General features: G+C 35.6%; 9 protein-coding genes. 1 reads left to right on the plus strand and 8 read right to left on the minus strand.

From position 1 onward, the window contains the following. Positions 1 to 10: 10 nt before the first annotated feature. From ACFRAE_RS14870 to ACFRAE_RS14895, 6 genes are all read right to left on the minus strand, one after another. Complete coding sequence (locus ACFRAE_RS14870) at positions 11 to 5,815, minus strand: hypothetical protein (protein ID WP_422797958.1); 5,805 nt, start codon at positions 5,813 to 5,815, stop codon at positions 11 to 13. An 18-nt stretch (positions 5,816 to 5,833) separates the two neighbouring features. Further along, positions 5,834 to 9,178 carry a hypothetical protein gene (locus tag ACFRAE_RS14875; RefSeq protein ID WP_422797959.1) on the minus strand — a complete coding sequence of 1,115 codons (3,345 nt, stop codon included), beginning with the start codon at positions 9,176 to 9,178 and terminating at the stop codon, positions 5,834 to 5,836. Further along, positions 9,175 to 12,696 carry a DUF6603 domain-containing protein gene (locus tag ACFRAE_RS14880; RefSeq protein ID WP_422797960.1) on the minus strand — a complete coding sequence of 1,174 codons (3,522 nt, stop codon included), beginning with the start codon at positions 12,694 to 12,696 and terminating at the stop codon, positions 9,175 to 9,177. Before ACFRAE_RS14880 ends, ACFRAE_RS14875 begins: the two co-directional genes overlap by 4 nt. After that, entirely contained in the window at positions 12,693 to 14,297 is a 1,605-nt protein-coding gene (locus tag ACFRAE_RS14885; RefSeq protein WP_422797961.1) for a hypothetical protein, read from the minus strand. Before ACFRAE_RS14885 ends, ACFRAE_RS14880 begins: the two co-directional genes overlap by 4 nt. Before the next feature lie 10 nt (positions 14,298 to 14,307). Beyond that, positions 14,308 to 15,291 (minus strand): hypothetical protein, encoded by a 984-nt coding sequence (locus ACFRAE_RS14890; RefSeq protein ID WP_422797962.1) that lies wholly within the window; start codon positions 15,289 to 15,291, stop codon positions 14,308 to 14,310. Between the two features lie 466 nt (positions 15,292 to 15,757). Next, positions 15,758 to 16,282 (minus strand): hypothetical protein, encoded by a 525-nt coding sequence (locus tag ACFRAE_RS14895; RefSeq protein ID WP_422797963.1) that lies wholly within the window; start codon positions 16,280 to 16,282, stop codon positions 15,758 to 15,760. A gap of 322 nt (positions 16,283 to 16,604) precedes the next feature. Between ACFRAE_RS14895 and ACFRAE_RS14900 the strand changes: the two genes are divergently transcribed. Next, positions 16,605 to 17,489 (plus strand): macrolide 2'-phosphotransferase, encoded by an 885-nt coding sequence (locus ACFRAE_RS14900; RefSeq protein ID WP_422797964.1) that lies wholly within the window; start codon positions 16,605 to 16,607, stop codon positions 17,487 to 17,489. A gap of 136 nt (positions 17,490 to 17,625) precedes the next feature. Here the strand turns inward: ACFRAE_RS14900 and ACFRAE_RS14905 are convergent, their stop codons facing one another. Further along, positions 17,626 to 17,817: a cold-shock protein gene (locus ACFRAE_RS14905; protein WP_422797965.1), complete on the minus strand. Its 192-nt coding sequence runs from the start codon at positions 17,815 to 17,817 to the stop codon at positions 17,626 to 17,628. Positions 17,818 to 18,415: 598 nt separating this feature from the next. Continuing rightward, a complete protein-coding gene (locus ACFRAE_RS14910; RefSeq protein ID WP_422797966.1) occupies positions 18,416 to 19,306 on the minus strand; it encodes a LysR family transcriptional regulator in 891 nt (296 codons plus the stop codon). Between the last annotated feature and the right edge of the window lie 125 nt (positions 19,307 to 19,431).

Here is a 19,431-nt window from a genome sequence, read left to right on the forward strand (position 1 = left end):
GTACAGTTTATTAGTCTTTAATAAATTTGTTAACTAAGGCTAAATTGACCGAGATATTGATGAGGTTTGAAGTCACAGCCATCAGTGTTGTCGGCAAGAATTGTCCAAACTTACTGCTATCGATCATGCTTGGCTCTACCGCTCTTTGTTTTGACATATGAATGGTTTCCTCCAGTGCGCCTACTAAATCTTCCCAGTCCCATTGATGTCCATCATGACTTGGAGTGACTAATAATAAAGTTTGTGGAGGCTCACTATTAGGTTCATTGTAATGAAAAGTGATACCTGTAGTTTCTTCTTTAAAAGGAATAATTTCAGACCATTCATCTATTACTATTCCACAAATGGTATCGGAGGAATTAAAGTCTGTGGCAAAATGTGCCGTATAAATAAGGGATTCACCAGCTATCTTTTTAATGATGTCGTCTTGATTTTCTCCTTCAGCAACAAATTTTAAGGCTAACCAGCGGTCATTCTCTCGAATAGGGAACTGTAATGTTTTCCATGCAAGGCTATCTGTTGATTTAAACGCTTCAGCTAAATGCTGTGTATTTTCTAAATGCCAAGCATTGACACGTACTCTAGCTAATCCAGATAACCATTCTTCAATGGGAAAAATTCGTTTTTCTTGTGTTTTAGAGAAGTTAAGTAAATCTTCTGATTTCTGAAAGGCCAATGCTATTTGATTGGTTTTTAAGCTGCTCAATTTGATTTTAGGAATAAGCAATAGTTCTTCTCCTATTAACTGCTTGGCACAATTTAAAAGGTGTTGAATTTGATCTTCTTCACTTTTCTGAGTACTTAATGCTAATATGAGACTATCAAATACCGCTATTTTCTTTTGAAGGTGTTCTACTAAATTCTTGTTGGCATGAAATAGATCGTCTTTTAGTTTGAATAAAACAATAAACTCCTCTTTTAAATCGTTGCGATTATTTTTGACATCGAATGGTATGTTCACGAAGTGGTTTAAATGAGACAGCTTTAAGGAAAGATCCTCCATAAATGCATGAATATCTACATAAGTTTTTTCAGGCAAGGATCTTAACTCGCTTACTAATTCTTTAAACAGTAAAGCTTTATCTTCAATGGCAACACGATAGGTATCCAGATTTGATGGAATATTTGTCGTACTAAAACTAGAGATTAGTCTCTCAGCTTTTTTTAATAAGTTCACTTTTTCTACATCAGTTAAGCCCGCATGATAGGTTCCTATAATATGTTGATATTGCTGCCAATTATTATCCATGAATGCAAGTAATGGCACCAACTTATCCTTTACCTTTTGATATATGGATCCTATTAAGGTATGAAAATAACCAGTTCCAGTCAGATTAGGATCATACTGCGAAATCAACATAAATAGACTACAGGTATTTTTAACATCGGAAGCTGTGAATTTCACGGATTGGCTAAATGTAATTAAATAGCTTTCATATAAGGTTCTAAGATTTTGTTGTCTTAGCGGATCGTGGACTATAGAATCTATTTTTAATTCAAAATCCTGTAGTATGGTATCTAATGTTGTTAATGTTGGATCGAAAAAGTAGGTGTATAAATCGGATTGCAATTGTTCCTGAAAAACAATAATGGAAGATTCATCAATAGCATCAGCCTTCAATTCTGTTTGCAGTAAATCTTTAAATTGGTCCTTAGATTTTAAGTTCGATAAATGATTGATTAGCTCTAGAAGCGTGCTGTCCAAATCTACCCTAAGTATATCTAAGCGTTGTTTCAATTCTTGAACATCATAGGTGCTTTTCAATTCTATAGAGTCTGAACTCGCGAGTTCAAGACTTTTCGTATTCACAAATGGTCGGTTGACGAGCATTTTTTTCAAACTGCTTAATAAGGAACCCAGTTCAAATAGGCTTACTTTAGTTTTATCTGCAGGATCAATTTCAGCAGTATATTCAATGGCAATTTGTGTAAATGGATGAACCGATTGCTGAAAATTATTTTTATACTTATAATAGACAAAATTCACAATGTGATCATCTAAAATAGTCATTGCTTGTTCTTTATCCATCAAAGCAGAAAACAATAAGTCTATACTTTGTAATCCTAAATCTTTTTGAGAAATATAAATGGAATATGCAGGTTGATCTGCCAATTTTAAATTGACTTTGACCTGTACTAATTCAGGGTTTGGTAACAAGTCTGCTAACCATTCATTTACAGGAGCTTCTAATTTAGATTTCACTGTAGGTTCTAATCCTGGTATAGGCGTAACGCCTGGATTACTAGCTGGATTAAAATGTATGGCTAATTTATGGTTTAACGTAATGCCCGACCTTGGCGTTTGAATTACTTCCATTTCTGGTGGATATGTCCCTTTGGAAAATGCTTCTGCAACTCCAGCAGCACGATCAAAATTACCTTTAACAGCTTGGTATACTTGTTCGGCCATCAATAAATCTGCAATGGCATCGTTGATATCGATAATTCGGTCTATTTCTTTATGTATGGCCAATAGTTCATTTGCATTAGCCACTGGAAGTTTTACATTTCCAAAAGGGTAAGTTTTTACCGTGCCTGAAAGCACTTGTTCAATTAATTTTAGCCCATCTATTACGTTTCTAGATTCAATCGCCTCAATACTTAATTCATTTTGATTACTTTCTTCGGCTTCTTGAATATCTTCCGCTTTGAGTTCCGTTGATTTTAATTTATTCGCAACAAGAGGAAATACCAACCGAAGTGGAAAAATAAATTTATCGGCCTCTATATTGGAATCTTCATATAAATCATGTAATCCACGCTCAAATTGGTAGCCCAATAGCGCTTGAAGTGATTGACCGTTACGCATGCCTTCTAAAAAATCGTTAGCAAGCCTTACCCGTTCAGAACTTAGGTTAATAGCAAATGGGTTGTCAGAATCTTCCCCTTTAAAACTTTCATAATTATTCCTTAAAATAGCTGCCGTAGCAGCTTGGTCAATAGAAGGAGCATGAATATAGCCCAAGTTGCTACTATCAATCGTAATATTTTCGGCATTTACTTGAAAAAACTTGGAATCTTCCGTACTTAATTGTTTCAGTTCTTGTACCCCTTTGCTAGGTCTCAAATCGGTTAATATGCCGTAAGCTCCTAAATAAAGACCTAATTCCTTTTGTATCCTTTGGTTATTTCTACGCTTTTCTTGCAATTTGAAATTGGTCAAGCCTGTTTTCCAAGCATCAAGTCGATACGTACAACAGTCTAAATGTTCGACTAATAATCGTTCTAATCGTGCGGTTGGCGTTTTTTCTAATAAGTTTAACGATTGTAAAATTTGATTCAGTTGATGATTAACGAGCACATCCTTCAATACATGATCTTGGTAAATATGGTCAATTAGTTTTGAGTTTCTATCGCCTGTAAGTTGTGGCGCAATTTGATAGAGGTGATCAAACTTGCTTTTATTTGTTTCTTTATCCGCGATATATAAAAATGCTGTATCATAAAATATTTTTTTCGAGTTGATTAAGCCACTGTTTAAGAGTAAGGAACTTCCTGCATCTGCTTGAGATAGCAATAAGGAATGTCTTAACAATAAATACAATAAAGCATTGGGTTTTTCATTGCCTCCAAAATCTTCTAAACGTATTTTATTTCCGTCCTTCTGTTGTAGCCATTCCAGGTAATTTAAGCCATCTTTGCTATAATTGCGGATTGGCTTAATCTCTGATTCTTCAACATCATCAATTAAGGGACCCTTTAAAGGATTTGGTTTTGATATAAAAAACTTTTCCGCTATTGGGGGAAGCTCCTCATTTATGGGGATTCCCATTTCTTGCATGACCTTCTTTCCGCGTTCCATTAAAGCAGAAGCTAACCATCCGGCAATATAATTGTTGTTATATTCCAGCTTTAACTGATTATATACCTGTAATATACTTTGCGCATATCGTTGATGAAATTCGACGGAATTTGCATGTAAACCTAAAACATTTAAAAGTATTTGATGAGGGTCGCCAGACTTACCCAAATATGAAACCTGAGGGACATAGGATTCCCAAACAGTGTCCATTTTTAGCAATAATGTTTTCAATTTATCCATGTAAGGTCCATTGAAATATTCCTTCCTCGGCGGAAATGTCAACTGATTAAAACGAGTTACTGGCAATACACCATAGGGATGCCTTCCAATTTTAAATGCAGGTATGGGCCCTCGTCCCGACACATAATTAGAAAAGAATTCATGGGTTGCTTGGATATCTTGCGGTTGGAATAATGGATCCATCATTTCTTCCATAAAATAGCCCATGGTTGCCGGAAATAAAGCTTTATTCATAGCTTTTGCTTCCATTTGATCCTTTCCATTGGCATTTCTTACTTGTTGAAAGATGGAAGATGATAAGTTTAAAGCTTCAGCAAATACTTGACCATCACATTTATCTAGCGGATTACTCAATTCATCAAATTGCTCCGTTCCTTTAAAAATACGGTCATAACTTTCATCGGCATTTTCTACCCAAGTAAAACCAGCTGATTCAGACTCCGTATTATTGGTGGGAGTTCCCTGTCTTATGAATTCAAATCCTTGTTGGTCCCGTTGATGTGCTGTAAAAAGTTCTTCAACTAATTCTTTAGATTTCACAGCATCGGTACTTACCTTTAATCCAAGCACAAGGATTTGATCAAATCCTTGATCATACAGCTCATCTGAAAGTTCAATAACCGTGGCCATACCTGCTTTTTCCGCTTCAGGAAAATCAACCATCCATTTTAGTTCTTCATTCAAATGGATACCATCAAAATCTTTTTGAATATTAGCTTCTGTTTCTGATGGATCTAAGCCAACAGGTAAATTGTATTTAACTGGATTGGAAAATAGGTGATTTGTTTTTATACCCTTGTGGTACATCAGTACAACAAATTTATCAGGTAAACCCATCGCGAATGGGTTTTGATTCCAGCTGGTTAATTGAGTGCTTATGGTATCAGCAGGTGGAAATGTTTGCAAAATAAGTTCAATATCCCCGATCGAAGTATTTGGATCAATGGTTTTTGGAAGGTTATGCGGTTTTATTTTCGTCTTATAAATTTCTTTTTCCAAGTCCGATAGATTGGAATTATTCAAATCAGCAAGTGCTTGACTAAGGAGGTCTTCATTGCCCTGAGCTAAGTATAACTGTTTAAAATACGTAACTCCTTCGGGTTTTAACCCTCCTATGATCTCTTCTTCCGTCTGTAATACTAGCATGTGTTTTGCTGCGGAAATGGCAACAATACTCGAACTGCTGGGTTTATATTGGTTTAAGATCCATGCCGAACGATTAGAACCAAAACTATGTACTAATGTTTTCCATGCAGCACGCTTTTTCCCTTCATCTTGGTCGGCCAAGGCGGTTTCCGCATAAAATAGTTTAAGTTGACCTATTTCATCAACAGTCATTAAGGGCTCGTTTTTGATGATATTACATTCATCTGGATAGACTCTAAGCCAAAGTTGTTTTTTTTGATTAACTGTTTTAAAACGAGTTTCTATACGCAAAGGGAAAAGTAATACCGGATGACTGGCATCGAATTGTTCAAAACTATCTATCGGATTAAATTGCTTGCGAAGAATTCCTTCAAAATCTTTTATTCGAGCCAAATTGTCTTTCCATGTACCCTGTATTTTAATACGCTGGTTTTGCAAATTTGCTTGATGTTCCTGTAAATATGATAATCTAGGATCATTGGATGTGATACCTAATTGGAGTAAAGACGTTATTTCCTGTTGAACATGGGCTGCTTTAGCATCCAGTTCAATCATATTGTATTTAAGCCTTTTATTATGCTGATCTATCGTTGAAAATTGATCTTGTATGTCTTTAATATTTCCCATAATTCCTCTTATAATGCGTTATTTAGGAAGCATTCTCGATGCATGTACGGCCACCATTACCGGTACCTGATATAAAATATATGCTAGTTGTGATGAGTCTGTATTCGAATTCCATTGGGCTTGTTGATCATCCTCTATTGGCTTATTTTCCTGATCAATAACGGGGTTATACGGTTGCAAGTTTATACTTTTATTTAATTGGATACATTGACCATCTACCAATCCCAAGTCTTTCCATGAAAGATTATTCCAATTGACTAATTTGTGTTGATCGATATCCAAACCAAATCTTGGTTCTCCAGGTCTTTCTTTTAACATAAAAAACCATCCTGCATGATCAGAGGTTTGCGTAGGATTTATCGTTCCTCGAGCTTCTTCATCATCTAAATCAAATCCAAAGAAATATATATCAGGATCTACCTTTGCTTCAAAAATTGGAGTTTTAATTAAGTCTTCTGGAGGATTCTCTTCCTGGCTTGGACTTAGTTTTACAATATCCCGTTCAGCTTTCACATTTTTCTGTCCATTCTCAATTCCCCAATCTGCTTTATGTGCATAGATTACGGCATTGGGATATTTTTTCAATAATTCACCTCGAATCACCAATACAAGTTGTGTTTTGCCACTTTGAGCGGCTCGTTGGTTATGAGTTCCTAATTCATTTTTTCTTAAAGAATCTGGATCTGATAAGTTTATTTTAGCATTATTCGTTTTTGACCAAGTGTGTATTTCTGGAATATCTTTTAATTTTTCTTTAATATCCACTGGTATGGGTTTTTGAACTAAATAACTCTTTACATCCCAAAACTGTCGAAAATAGGATCCTCGTTGATCGGTTAGGTATTCTCGCCAAAGCAATTCCCTTGACATTTCATGGTTAATACCAACCATATATGATTCAATGAATTTCTGGTTATTTTCCAATAATGTGATGCTATTTTCTTCAATTTTATGAATGTTTGGAAGAAATAAATCTGAAGATAAGTCCACTAAAGGTTTATACATAGGCAAATCAAATTCTGGATAGGCCATAACTGGGGTAAATGTCTCTTTAAAATTCTTTCTAATGCGCTCAGGAATATGCATAGTTCCTTCTGTCCGTTTCTTAATGGTCAAGTGAGGATTTATTTTATGAATAATCGCTTCATTAATTTCTTTTAAAGGGAGCTTGTGCAAAACAGGTTCCTTCCATTTATTTCCCATCAATTCTAAAGATTGTTTCAGCGCAATTTTAAAATTTTGAGCTTCTTTACTATCTTGATTTGTTGTTGAACTTGAAATTACTTCTCCAGGAGCACCAATTTTGAAAGAGTCATTTTTAGGGTATTGATCTACTTGGCTAGGCTGTTGTTCAAAATTGATTTGTACTGGAATATGAGTTTCTAGTTGATCCCATTTTCTAATATAAATGAACAGCGCAATACTCGCTATAAATATTAAACTTAATAGAAAATTGGCCATCAAGGCTGGGAAAATAATGAAAAGAGCCAATAAGAATAACAGTACATACAGCACATAAGTCTTTATTTTTGGATACTTATTTTTTAACCATAAGTACCAAGATGGAACTTGTATTGTTGGTACATCAGGATTTTTTGGAATATCATTAGCCGTTATTCCTCCTGAGGGATCCCTCTTTGCTGGAAGCACTTCAATTTCAGCATTATTAACTCGTTCAATAATATTAAATGGAGTAATTTGGCTAGAAAGATTTAATCTTTTCATGACATGGCCTCTTGGCCTAATAATCTGTCTAAACTTTCCTGAAGTCATCGCTTTCGGAACTATACTTTGTGCTATTTGCGATTTGACGGTTAGCTCATTTTGTAAAATACGGTTATGAATTGGACTACTTAACAGAAAGGAAGAATTTAAGGTTAAAGGCACGAAGTGATATTTATACAGCTGTTGCGAAATATATAAAGCTAACTGTGCCCATTTAATTTTATTATTTAATTCGACCACTTTTCCTATTTGTTCCCATGCAGCGTGCATATATTGCTCTTGGTTTTTCTGGATGATTTGTGTTCCAATGCCTGCAGCTGCACGATAACGAGGGTCCAAATTAAGCTCATGTACCCAGTTTCTTTGATGTGGTAAAGGTTGATTATCGCGATCTTTCAATAGTCGTTGTTGTAAGGCATGCCATCTTCCATACAAGGGTACAGTAATTACTGGATCTGGATCGGCATCTCCATTATTTAACAGTATTCGAGCTTGTTGATTTATGGATTCAATAGAATTGCTAGGCTGAAGATATTGATCAGATAAATTGATTCGGTCTGCTAATGCAATACTGAATGCATGTGGATAAGGAGATTCATCCCATTGCTCGTATTTCAGTACCTCTTGTTTATCCTTATCTTTTAATGTATCCAATGGAACGCGTAGTGCACCTCCCAATTTCAATACACCATTAAGTTCTGAGTTTGTGATTCCAGGGAGATTAATACCTGGATGAAGGACATCCATATCTCGATATCCTATGGACTTATCTGCAAGCTTAGGTTGCAACAGGTTTACTAAATATTCAAAATCTCCCACATCACCCGTTCTGAAAAACCAACGGTGGTAATAAGGAAATTCCTGATTTGTTGAACCCTCCCAACTGTTTTTACTAGCCATCAGGTTTGGATCTATATCTAAGCCCAAACCTGCTAAGCGGCCTGATTCAAATGTGGGGATGAGAAAAGCATGGTAAGCGGCATTAGCAGTTAGCTTTCTTGGGCTTAAAATCCTGGCATACGCTCGATCAGGATTTTGTTTAATAGTATTTTGAAGATTAATACTAATTTGTTGCTGATCGAATGAATGCTGCGCTGCACCGTCTGATAAGTCCTTATTAACATGGACGTGAGCCCAAGCCCAAAGTTCATTTGCATTCGGAAAAACATCAGTCGCTAGGATAGATTCGTTTAGCTTGAAACTAGCGAGAGGTTTTTTATCAATATTTTTTATTTCTATAAATTCATCTTCTTTCAGCACCACGAGTGTTAACCATGGCTTTAATCGTTGTCCATTTGCAGCAACTGGACTATATCGCCATGGGAAATCTTCTTCGTAAAAGTCGATATATGGTAAATAATTCGGTTCAAAATTGGTAATCCAATTTTTTGGTTCCTGCTTGATAATTGCTTTATTTTCAATCCCAATAACATCTCCAGGTCCATAGAGAAACACCTCCTTCGTGATCTTTTCAGGGCTTAGAGCCGTACCATCGACTTGTGTACCTCCCACAACAATTTCGATCGGTATACTTGCCCGTAATTTCACATTGGCATCTCCATCTGCTTGCGAAATATTTCTAGATATCCCCTGCCTTAACCAAGGCAGAAAACTATAACTTGCATTTATTGGGCTCATATTTCCTCCAGTTCAAATTGTGATATGACTTGAAGCTGTTTCCCCAAAGCGGGTTCTGCAGCGATTTGCTGTTGCATAAATTGGCTTGCCTCAAATTCGCTTGCAAATACAGATTGACTCGAATAGGCTTTATTATCCCTTTGATAAACCACGCTGAATAATTCTTCATGAACGGCCAATTTATCTTCAAATGGATCTAATTTTTTCTTGTAATGTTTGGATAATACAGATTGACTTACACTCGCTCCATCGATAAAATGCGCAAATAAATAATCTCCATTTTTAAAAAACTCCTTCCAACTAATTAGTTTGACTGGTACTTTATCTATAATTGTTAATTCATAGTTCACTACCTTTCTAACCATATTGCCAGCCACCATGGTATCATTGCCCATAGAAATTTCCACACCCCCAGACAACTTTTCAAAAGCTGGCTTGGATAGTTTATCGGCATCACTCATTTGTTGGTACTGCGCACGCGCAAAATTTTCTTTAACTTCTTGAAGGGATAAGGTAATACCGTTGGAGTTAGCCGACAAGATTTTTATTTCTTTAATATCTGCGGTTTTCTGATTTCCTATTTTATCTATAAGTAAATTTAAAGGCAACAGTTTCTGATTTAAAACTAGACTAGCCGCAGGATGTAAAATCAACAAGGCTTTGGAAACTTCGTCCAATTCTTTAAATGCTACTAATAAATTTTTGCCCGCTTTTATTAAACTATTCCATTGTTCAGGCTGTTTTAATTGCTCTAAAAATACAGGTAGAATGTGAATATCTGGTAAACTTGTATTTTTTGTTTCTCCCCAAGTTTTATCAAAGTTGGCCGATATATCAAAGAAGAGTAAGGATACTTTTCCGGTTCCTTTTGCTCGCCAAGGTGTAGGGCCTTCCAAGGACATTGAAATCCTTACCGTCATGATGTCTATTCCTAAAGCGCGTAAACTGAATCCAGCGGAAATGGATATGATAAAATAAAATGGATTAAATTGGAATAAGGCATCAAAGGCGATGTGTCCTTGGATGGAACAAACTTTTAAATCAAATAGAATTTCAGCTTTTGCCCCAAATTGTACGGTATTAGAAGTTACCGCCTGATAGCATTCCACCCTAATTTTGGCAATGTTTGTGTTTAAAATACTTATTGACAGCCTTTTCATGCTAGGCAATGATAAAGGAGGAGGTGTATAAGCAGGGTGAAAACCACCTACGGAAAGGACAAAATTAGGCTCATTTCCCCAAGCTACGCGCAAAGCCATATCACCTTCTAAGGTCATGGTTTGCAAAATTGCTGAGTCAAATAAACTGGCATCAAAAGTCAGTAATTTTTTACCAAAATCTATGGTTCCAATAAAAGCAACCTGTATTTTCACAACAGGAGCAGCTTCATCTGGTAAAATTAATTTGAGTACGCCTAAAATGGCAATATTGCCGGGAATCTCTATGATTAATCCTAAGGATAAACTTATTAAGGTTGGTGTACCCCAACCAATTTTGGCCATAGGGCCAATCAGAAACTTATCCTGATAAGGAGGGAAAATAGCTTTTAAATCACTGATTATACGAGGTGCATTTTCAACAACATTCGTAGGAAACATGATGCTATTTACAGCACCGGTACGCACACCATCTCGTAAAGGATCCAATAGAACAGTTCGATTCAAGCCCAATAAACCACCAACGCCTATAAGTGCAAAACCAAATCCTAACTGTAAACCTGGATTAAATTCGGCAGTGATGATGATTAACATCGAGAATCCTTTACTGCCATCAGGCATTCTGGTAGTAATTAATCCGATTGCTTTGACAGATACCATATCCGCAATCGTTAATTCCAATACTCCAGCGTATTCCTCCTTATCAAAATCTAGAAATAAATAACCGCCACCATTTACAGGGCCTGCATTAATGGATAAACCAATACCATTAGGTGGTTTAAAACCAAATTTCAAATCTAGATTTCCAAACAATCCTTCATTCTTTTCCAAAGGAACCAAGGAGGTACTCACTCCTATGTTTTCCACCATTGCCACTAGAGGACCTAAATTTGCTTTTATGCCTAAGCCAACACTTAAATTGACAGCTGGTTTATTGTCGTGGATTCCTGCTTTGAATTGTAGATATAAGGTCGTCAACTGAATAAAGAAGATATCTAAGTTAAGGGACTTTGCAATTTCAAATCCAATTTGCCCTTCAAATAGAACCCCATGTTTTGAACTCCAAGATAATCCCATATCAAACTCTATGACTAGCGGATCTTCTCCTAATAATTTAGTTAGAAAAGAATCTGCGCCATCATTTGCTGGTTGAAATAAAAATCGGATAACTGGTTTATCTTCTCCTTCTCCCTCCCCTGTACTCATCATAAATAAAAATTCCGGATCTGCAATAGAACCTTTTACACCTAAAGCGATTTTAAATCCTTCAGATTCTAAACGAGTTCCTCCAGGATTTCCGATAATAATCCAAGGGTTTTCAGGTTTACCGAGTAATCCAAATTCTCCAAAGATTTCTGGACTATCCAGGTCAAAATCAAATGTTGTCTGGGATGGAGTTGCTTTGATTAAGAGTAAATTTTCAGAATTCATTGAACCCTTGAGGTAAAGATTAATGTCTTGGCTTAATGGGATACCCAAGTTCACCATTCCATTAAATACCGGGTTAAATAATAAACCCTTTGCTGCAGCCGTGGAAGATTTATTTTCAGGAATAGGCATGATGATTAATGCCATTTCCCACATGGAGGAATCCGTTGGAGATACCTCCCGAATAATGGGTATATATAATTCTTTAATTCCTTGAGGAGACCAAGTATTTGCATTTAAGGCTGCATCTACCAATCTTTTTCTCGGCAAATTTCTACGTACAGGAATTTGAAAACTTAAAAAAGCACGTTGTAAAGCATCTATAAACGCTACATGTTTGAAATCTTGTCCAGGCAAATTCCATGAATAGGTATTGTTGAACTGATCGTATGGGTTTCCAATAATTGTTATTAATTTTTCCCAGTATATATTGGCTTTCTGATAATTGACTCGGTTTGCACCAATAGGACTTACTTGTTCGAATCGTATCACACCCAAAACATGACAAATACTGAATATGGAGGGCTGATAGTGTTCTAAATACCGAACGATTAATCCTTCAAATAACACTTCAGCCATCTCATTCCAAAATACAGGAGAATCTAATGGCCCTGGTAATCCTGAAAGCGACGTATCACCTAGACTACTTAACCGTTTAAGAATTGGTTTAATAGCGTTAAAAAGCGCGATAGCCGCTTGCGTTTTGTCAGAACTGCCATGAATTAATTCTTGTACAGCAGCAAGCATATCATCGACCTTATCAACAACATCAAATGCCGTTGCAATAGCCTGCATCGATCCTGAGGCAATATTACTATACCATCCAAACTGCAATAACAAGAGTTCAAATTCTTGTTCATTTCGGAGCGCAATCTTTAAGGGTACTAAAGAATCACTCAGCGCAAGGGCGATAGGCTTTACAAAATCACTCATAATTCTTCCATTTTTATTGAAGGACTTAGGACGGTGGAACTGTGTGAACCGTCTGGAATTTGTTCAGTAGTTCCTGCTAAACTGGTATCAAAATATCGAATCAAATCATAAAACTCATGGAATATAGTGCTCAATTGACTGTCGGTAAGTGGGCTTATATCGGCATATCCAAATTTAAATGCCCAACCCATACCTTGAGAAAAGATAACCTGAACGGTATCTGCATCAAATGGGACGGTTTCAGCGTTTTGAATCTCCACCTCATACCAAAGCAATTTGTTTAATACATCCAATGCCCCCGTATCCGACGAATTGCTTGCATTTGGATGCGTAATTGAAACCTTTAGACTCTGGTTTGGAGGAATTAATGGCGCATTTCGAGTGCTATTTGATTCAAAAGGTGGAACAGAACTCCAGCCCTTAAACCAATTGGAATCTACTCCAGGAAACAGTAAAGCTTTATTGACATTTGATTCAGACCATCGCCAATGGATATGCATACATGAATGTATACAGAAGGGTGCATGACTTTGAACATCGCCATTTTTAGTGGCATGAGACATTTTGCCATGGATATGGGTATTGTCGTAATAGCCCTGCCTTGGTGCTTTTACGTGTTTTAAAATCCCGGAGGCATAAAGGTAATCCCTTTCTCTACTTTGAGAAAAATAATCTATCCCTTCCGCGTTAGCCCCATCTAGTGGTCCATAGACCGCTCTTATTTTTTTACCATGGCTGATGTTTAAATTCCTGCTATCAAAGATATTTGCCCAATCCGGAAAATTACTAGCTAGAATAGGTCCTAATATGGTTAAGGCACCCGGTAATATGGTTCCAGATTGAAACACCATACTATTATGTCCTGCGACTGCTCGCAATGGATTCGAAAACGCATTTCTATCTGTAAAAAAATTAGCTACACTTTCCGTAACAGGCGCAGACCCATGGTGTCCAGCATGCAAGCCTGGGAACATTTGGGTTCTTACGATTGGTTTAACAGTAGCACGGAATTTACTGACTCTCTTAGTTCCTCCTGATTTCCATAAAAAACCTACTTCTGGCCAGCATTTCATTACCATAGCCGCTCCTGCGGGATCGTTGTCATTCATCGCTCCTCGAAATACCACTGATAATTCAACCTCACAAGGACATTGACCTGCTAAATCATCATATAGCTTTAAATATATTCCTTTTTGAAATAAATGATCAGTACCAATCGCACCGTTTCTTCCTACTTTTAATATTGGAGCAAATGCATCTGTACGTGATAAAGCACTTGAGAAGTCAAAATTTGCAGAGCCTCCACCTTCAAAATCAATCTCAAAGCCGTCATACGATATTTTTTGAATGACTTGTTCATGTGTTCCTGCTCCTTGCGAATCATGAACGGATATATCAAATACTTCAATCCCTTTATTACCTATTTGAAATGAAAATTGCCAATAGGGATTATTGGCAGTCACACTGCTTGGTTTATCTGTCAGATTAAAACTAGATCCTGAAGCATTTAAGGGAACAATCTCTAAGCTGCCCGCATTTCCATTTGTAGGCACCCAACTAACTTGGTTAAATTTTACTTTCTGTGTATTTAATCGAGGCATGACGTAAAATTTAAATGATTGTAAATAGATAATCTTGACAAATTCTACATAATGAAAGTTCTTGTTTTCGGAGTGGAAGACTCTTATCTCCCGTTCTTCTACGCATTAAACAATCTGGTGATGATCTGTAAACATTCTTTCTAAAGGTTCCAGCTCCCTCCCATAATTCTACTTGATCATTCATGTACATTGGATCAAGCAATGTTCGGTCTATGCTTGCTCCGGCGTTAGTATGAACAGACAAAGCTTGTAATCTTTCGGAAGCACCTAATAATCGAAACCATTTAAAGGATGCTGTTGGGACTCCTGAAATCCCACTTTTAGAATAAATTAAGTTGGGGTAGTTATGATGTATCGATTCTCCTTTTTCTTCAGTTGGAGACAAGTTATTAGGCCCTTCTAAATCAAACTCATCCCCTAGTTTTAACAGCTTTCCTAATCCTCGAAAAATGACTTGATGCCAAAATCCGTCTAAGGTTGTTGCTATATAGGGATATTGACTCGAATTAGGATTTGTTAACTCGAATTCACCTCCCGCCCCAGAACTTGGAACTAATACTGCAATCAAACTATTTCCATTTTCTCCAATCCCTTTACCTTTTACCATTAAATCTGCTAATTTAACTGTGCTGCTATGGTCTTTTGCTTTAAGGCTGTCTATTTCATTTGCAATAAGCTGGTGATTTAAATTTAATAACTCGGATGACGGAGTCAAAACGGATTCATAGGCTGTCCTTTGTGCTGAAGTTAACGTGTTTAAATCTGGTCCCGATTGATTGCTTTCTTTAAAATGGATAAAGACATTTAGCCAATAGGGCTTAACATGCGTGTATTGCAGGGGTGAACAGTTTAATAAGCGTTGTAATAAATCTAGGCAATGATTGTAAAACGTTAGTTCTTGTCCTGCTGTAAAACCTTCAGCTAGTAAAATAATATTTATAGTATCTCTGGGTGAGACACCTGAACCAAATGGGAAAATTTTACGTACCAACATAATTCAATAAATAATAAGGTTAATACTGTTCTTTTTATTAGAATTTACAGTATGTATTCATTGTTATGGCCTTGTACTCTATTTATTTTTTAGGCTCCAGAGGAACGTATAGAATGATAAGTATACCCGGTACTAAAAGAATAATTAGATTATTAATTAAGAAAAATTAAAGTAATGGTATTGTGTAAAAGGAAGTTAGATGTGTAAATTGATTAAGCAACTGGCTAATATAATTCTAAAGTAAACATTATATTTAAATAAACAAATATTTATTTTACTAATAATAAGTAAGTTATAACAATTAAATTAATCGTTTCGTATGTTTTTAAAAGGAGTTATTTTCTAACAAGTCAATATTTTAAACTTGGAAAAAGAATATTATGCTAAAAAATACGGGCTAAATCAAATTGACTTAGCCCGTGACTTTTGGGTATATTAAAGCAAATATGCTTTGGTATGCAAATGATTAATTGGGTTTTATAGTTGTTTTAAATTTTCCTCCAGTTAATACGATTTTACCTAGGGTATTTAATCCTTCTACTCGGACTAACGTACCCGTAAATGAACCTTCCGCCGAAGAATTAGTTATCTTATCTATTTTTAATTGAAAATCATCTTCTACTGCCACTGTATTTCGTGTAGCGGTATGATGGAGCTGATTTTCAGCGTTAAACAAACTATGCATCGATAGCAAGGTAAATCCGGAATTGTCCTGTAAACTATATTGCCCAATCGGAACTCGGCTAGTTTCAGACATTACCGTAATAGCCAAAGACTCTTTATTTTGATCAACGGCATTTATAGATAAATAATTGCCGCCTTCTACCCAATAAGCGGAAACAGTAGGGTAATTTTTTTCAACCCCATCTACCGAAACTTTTAAATAATTGCTATTTACATCTTCCCCAGGATTAGAACTATCCTTCTGACAACCCATAATGATTATTGAAAATGCAAATATTGCTAAGTGATATACTGTTATCTTACTCATAGAATTAAATTTTGTAATCATGCTTTAAGCTATGCTTCTAAAATCATGCCGACAATTGATATATTTTAATTTTTAAACTAACACACTTAATCGTAGTGATAATTTTACACAAACAATCAAATCATAAAGACAATAGTTATCGAATTGGTAGAGTTGTAACATAAAACCTATCACCTATTTTAATGGAATATTTCGTAAGGATTTGTATGGAATCATAAGAAAACATTTTTGTTCTGAACATTCCCCATGCTGTTTATCCAAGGTGAAATTATTAGATTTACGCTTAGATCAACTTATTTCGTATTGTTTAACCTAAGAAATTATGACCCATCAAGAAATTAAAAAGCTGGCACTAAAACATGAATTGTCCATACAAGAAATATTAAAAACAAATGAGATGGGCATCGACTTTAAAATAGGCTTTGCTCAAGATTTAAAGAATAAACAATGGGTTTTAAGAATTCCCCGTAGGTCGGATATGTATGATCAAATCCAAAAAGAGAAAAGAATATTAGACTTAGTAAAATCTCATTTATCCATAGAAGTTCCAAACTGGCTTATTGCTACTAATGAATTAGTTGCCTATCCCTTATTACAAAATAACCCAGTTTTAACTTATGATGCCCAAACATATGAAGTGACATGGTTTATGGATCAAACAAGCCCACATTACATCCCATCATTAGCTAGTATTTTGGTCGATTTGCACGCGATTCCACTCGAAGAAATCGAACATCACCAATTGGAAGTAAAATCACCAGAGGCAATAAGATTGGAGATTAATAATCAATTCCAACGCGTATCATCAGAAATTGGAATCGCTAAAAACTTAGCAACTAGGTATCAACGTTGGTTGGATAATGATCAGCTCTGGCCTACCTTTAGTAAATTTATTCATGGTGATTTATATGCGGGCCATGTCATGAGCAGTAAAGATGGTCATATTTCTGGGATAATAGATTGGTCCACAGCTCACATGGGCGATTCTGCAATGGACTTTTCAGGTCATCTAAATGTGTTTTCCATGGAAAGTTTAAAAGATTTATTAAAAGCTTATGAAGAATTAGGCGGGCAAACTTGGGATGGCATGTTTGATCAAATTGTAGAAAGAGCAGCTGCTAGTCCATTAGCCTATGGTTCTTTTGCCTTAGAAACACAAGATGAACAACATATTCAGGCAGCAAAAAATTTATTAAATCAATCCTAGCGAAGAATTGAAAAGTATAATTTCAAAAAATTAAAAAGGTTCCATCATTGATTTAATGATGGAACCTTTTAAAAAAATGTGGCAAAGCAAATACATGCTTCAACCACATCATTCAATTACAATAATTAAAGGAATATTATGCGATGCGAACGTTTGTCGCGTTAAGACCTTTTTGTCCTCTTTCTATATCGTATGTAACTTCATCATTTTCTCTGATGTTGTCTCTTAGTCCCGTTGAGTGTACAAATAAATCATCACCACCATCATTTGGTGTAATAAAGCCAAAACCTTTTGTGTTGTTAAAGAATTTTACTTTTCCTTGTTGCATTTTGAAATGTATTAAATTAAATATTTTGTTAATGGCCTAAGGCCGAATTTTTTTAGAACAAAAATTGTCCTAACCAATCAGATTGATAATCAATAAAGATCGAATTATATGAGTTTGAAGGAGTACATTCTCAAATAGTTTCTGCATCAAATACTTGATAACAAATTAGCAGCTGTAAATGCGAAAACTAAAAAAGATGAGTAAACTGATCGGTTTCAGAGAAGCGTCGGCAGGGCCTGATTATAAATCAAAGGTAATAAATAAAACTGAAAATTAAGAATTTATTATTTATTTGAACTTTTTGTAGCGTACAACACCTTCTTTTCATGATTAATTTAAATGATTTTAATCCAATTATATGTTGCTAACAATAAAAAAAATTTTTTAACTCGATAGACTAGTTACGACTACGCTCCTCCCCCAAATCCAATACAAACCTGCCCAGAATAGTTCCAAACAAATTTGAATTTTCAGTTTATGAAAATTCCAACAACAAAATCGAATATTCAGGAATGACCTGTTTGAAAATGGGATCTACTAAGGTTAAGTAGCAACAATAAAAATTTTTGAAAGATAAAATCTAGAGTCCAAATCTATCCTATTGAAATTCATCGATTAACATTTTTTCTATCATTTCTATCTCGTTCATAAATAAAGATTTTTTTCGTTTGCCAAAGTATAATGTATTTGCAATGGGTTTATAACCATCCCAAAGTTTTAAGATGTTAAGATTGTCCATCGCATCCTTACATAAAAAATCGGGCAAAACGGCCAATCCACTTCCTTCAGACAGGCATCTGATAATGGAAAACTTATTTGGAACGATATAATTAGGTACAAAACCAGGTCGTTCTTGGAAATTACTTTCCCAAAATTGGTTAAGTACCCCCATATCTGCCGCTGTACTATACCAAAGTTGAGATTTCATCCATTCCTTTATTGTAGTATCCTCATTCAAAAGATCAAACGAGGAAATATCTGTATACTTCCCGGCAACAAGTACACATCTTTCTGCAGTAAATGCTGTATATGTCAATCCACTCCCATTGGAAACAGAGGTAGTCAGTATCAGATCCACAGAACCATTTTCCAAAGATTGCATCAATTGTTCATTGCTTCCAAACTGCATAATTAAATTAAAACCCAGGTTTGGAATATGTTTCTCTAAAGCTTGTTGAAATGTTTCTACGCACATACCAACACTTACGGTTGCCCTATCGTTACCCGATTTTCGTTGAAAACGAGTCTCAATATCTTCTAAACAAAGTAATGAATTCAACATTTGCTGATAGAGCAATTTGCCTTTTTCAGTTGGTATCATTTTTCGTGCTGTACGTTCAAATAATGGAAAGCCAGTATAGACTTCGAGTGCATTTAGGTGTAAACCTACGCCGGGTTGTGAAACATACAGTTGCTTTGCCGCACCACTCATCGTACCTGTTTCGTATATGGCTCTAAATGTTCTGAACCATTCAAGATTTGATTGCATAATTATAATAATTATTATAGTTGTTTCAAATTTACATTATTTTTATTATTGTAAATCGTCAGCAAAAAGTGGACACGATATTTTAAAAACTTAAGGAGTGTTTTCATCAAAAACGTTAGATTTAA

Source organism: Sphingobacterium sp. HJSM2_6, assembly GCF_049316305.1.
GTDB lineage: Bacteria > Bacteroidota > Bacteroidia > Sphingobacteriales > Sphingobacteriaceae > Sphingobacterium.

Coding starts and splice junctions, on each gene's coding strand:
- ACFRAE_RS14870 (WP_422797958.1), bottom strand. CDS start 5,815: ATGGGAAATATTAAAGACATACAAGATCAATTTTCAACGATAGATCAG.
- ACFRAE_RS14875 (WP_422797959.1), bottom strand. CDS start 9,178: ATGAGCCCAATAAATGCAAGTTATAGTTTTCTGCCTTGGTTAAGGCAG.
- ACFRAE_RS14880 (WP_422797960.1), bottom strand. CDS start 12,696: ATGAGTGATTTTGTAAAGCCTATCGCCCTTGCGCTGAGTGATTCTTTA.
- ACFRAE_RS14885 (WP_422797961.1), bottom strand. CDS start 14,297: ATGCCTCGATTAAATACACAGAAAGTAAAATTTAACCAAGTTAGTTGG.
- ACFRAE_RS14890 (WP_422797962.1), bottom strand. CDS start 15,291: ATGTTGGTACGTAAAATTTTCCCATTTGGTTCAGGTGTCTCACCCAGA.
- ACFRAE_RS14895 (WP_422797963.1), bottom strand. CDS start 16,282: ATGAGTAAGATAACAGTATATCACTTAGCAATATTTGCATTTTCAATA.
- ACFRAE_RS14900 (WP_422797964.1), top strand. CDS start 16,605: ATGACCCATCAAGAAATTAAAAAGCTGGCACTAAAACATGAATTGTCC.
- ACFRAE_RS14905 (WP_422797965.1), bottom strand. CDS start 17,817: ATGCAACAAGGAAAAGTAAAATTCTTTAACAACACAAAAGGTTTTGGC.
- ACFRAE_RS14910 (WP_422797966.1), bottom strand. CDS start 19,306: ATGCAATCAAATCTTGAATGGTTCAGAACATTTAGAGCCATATACGAA.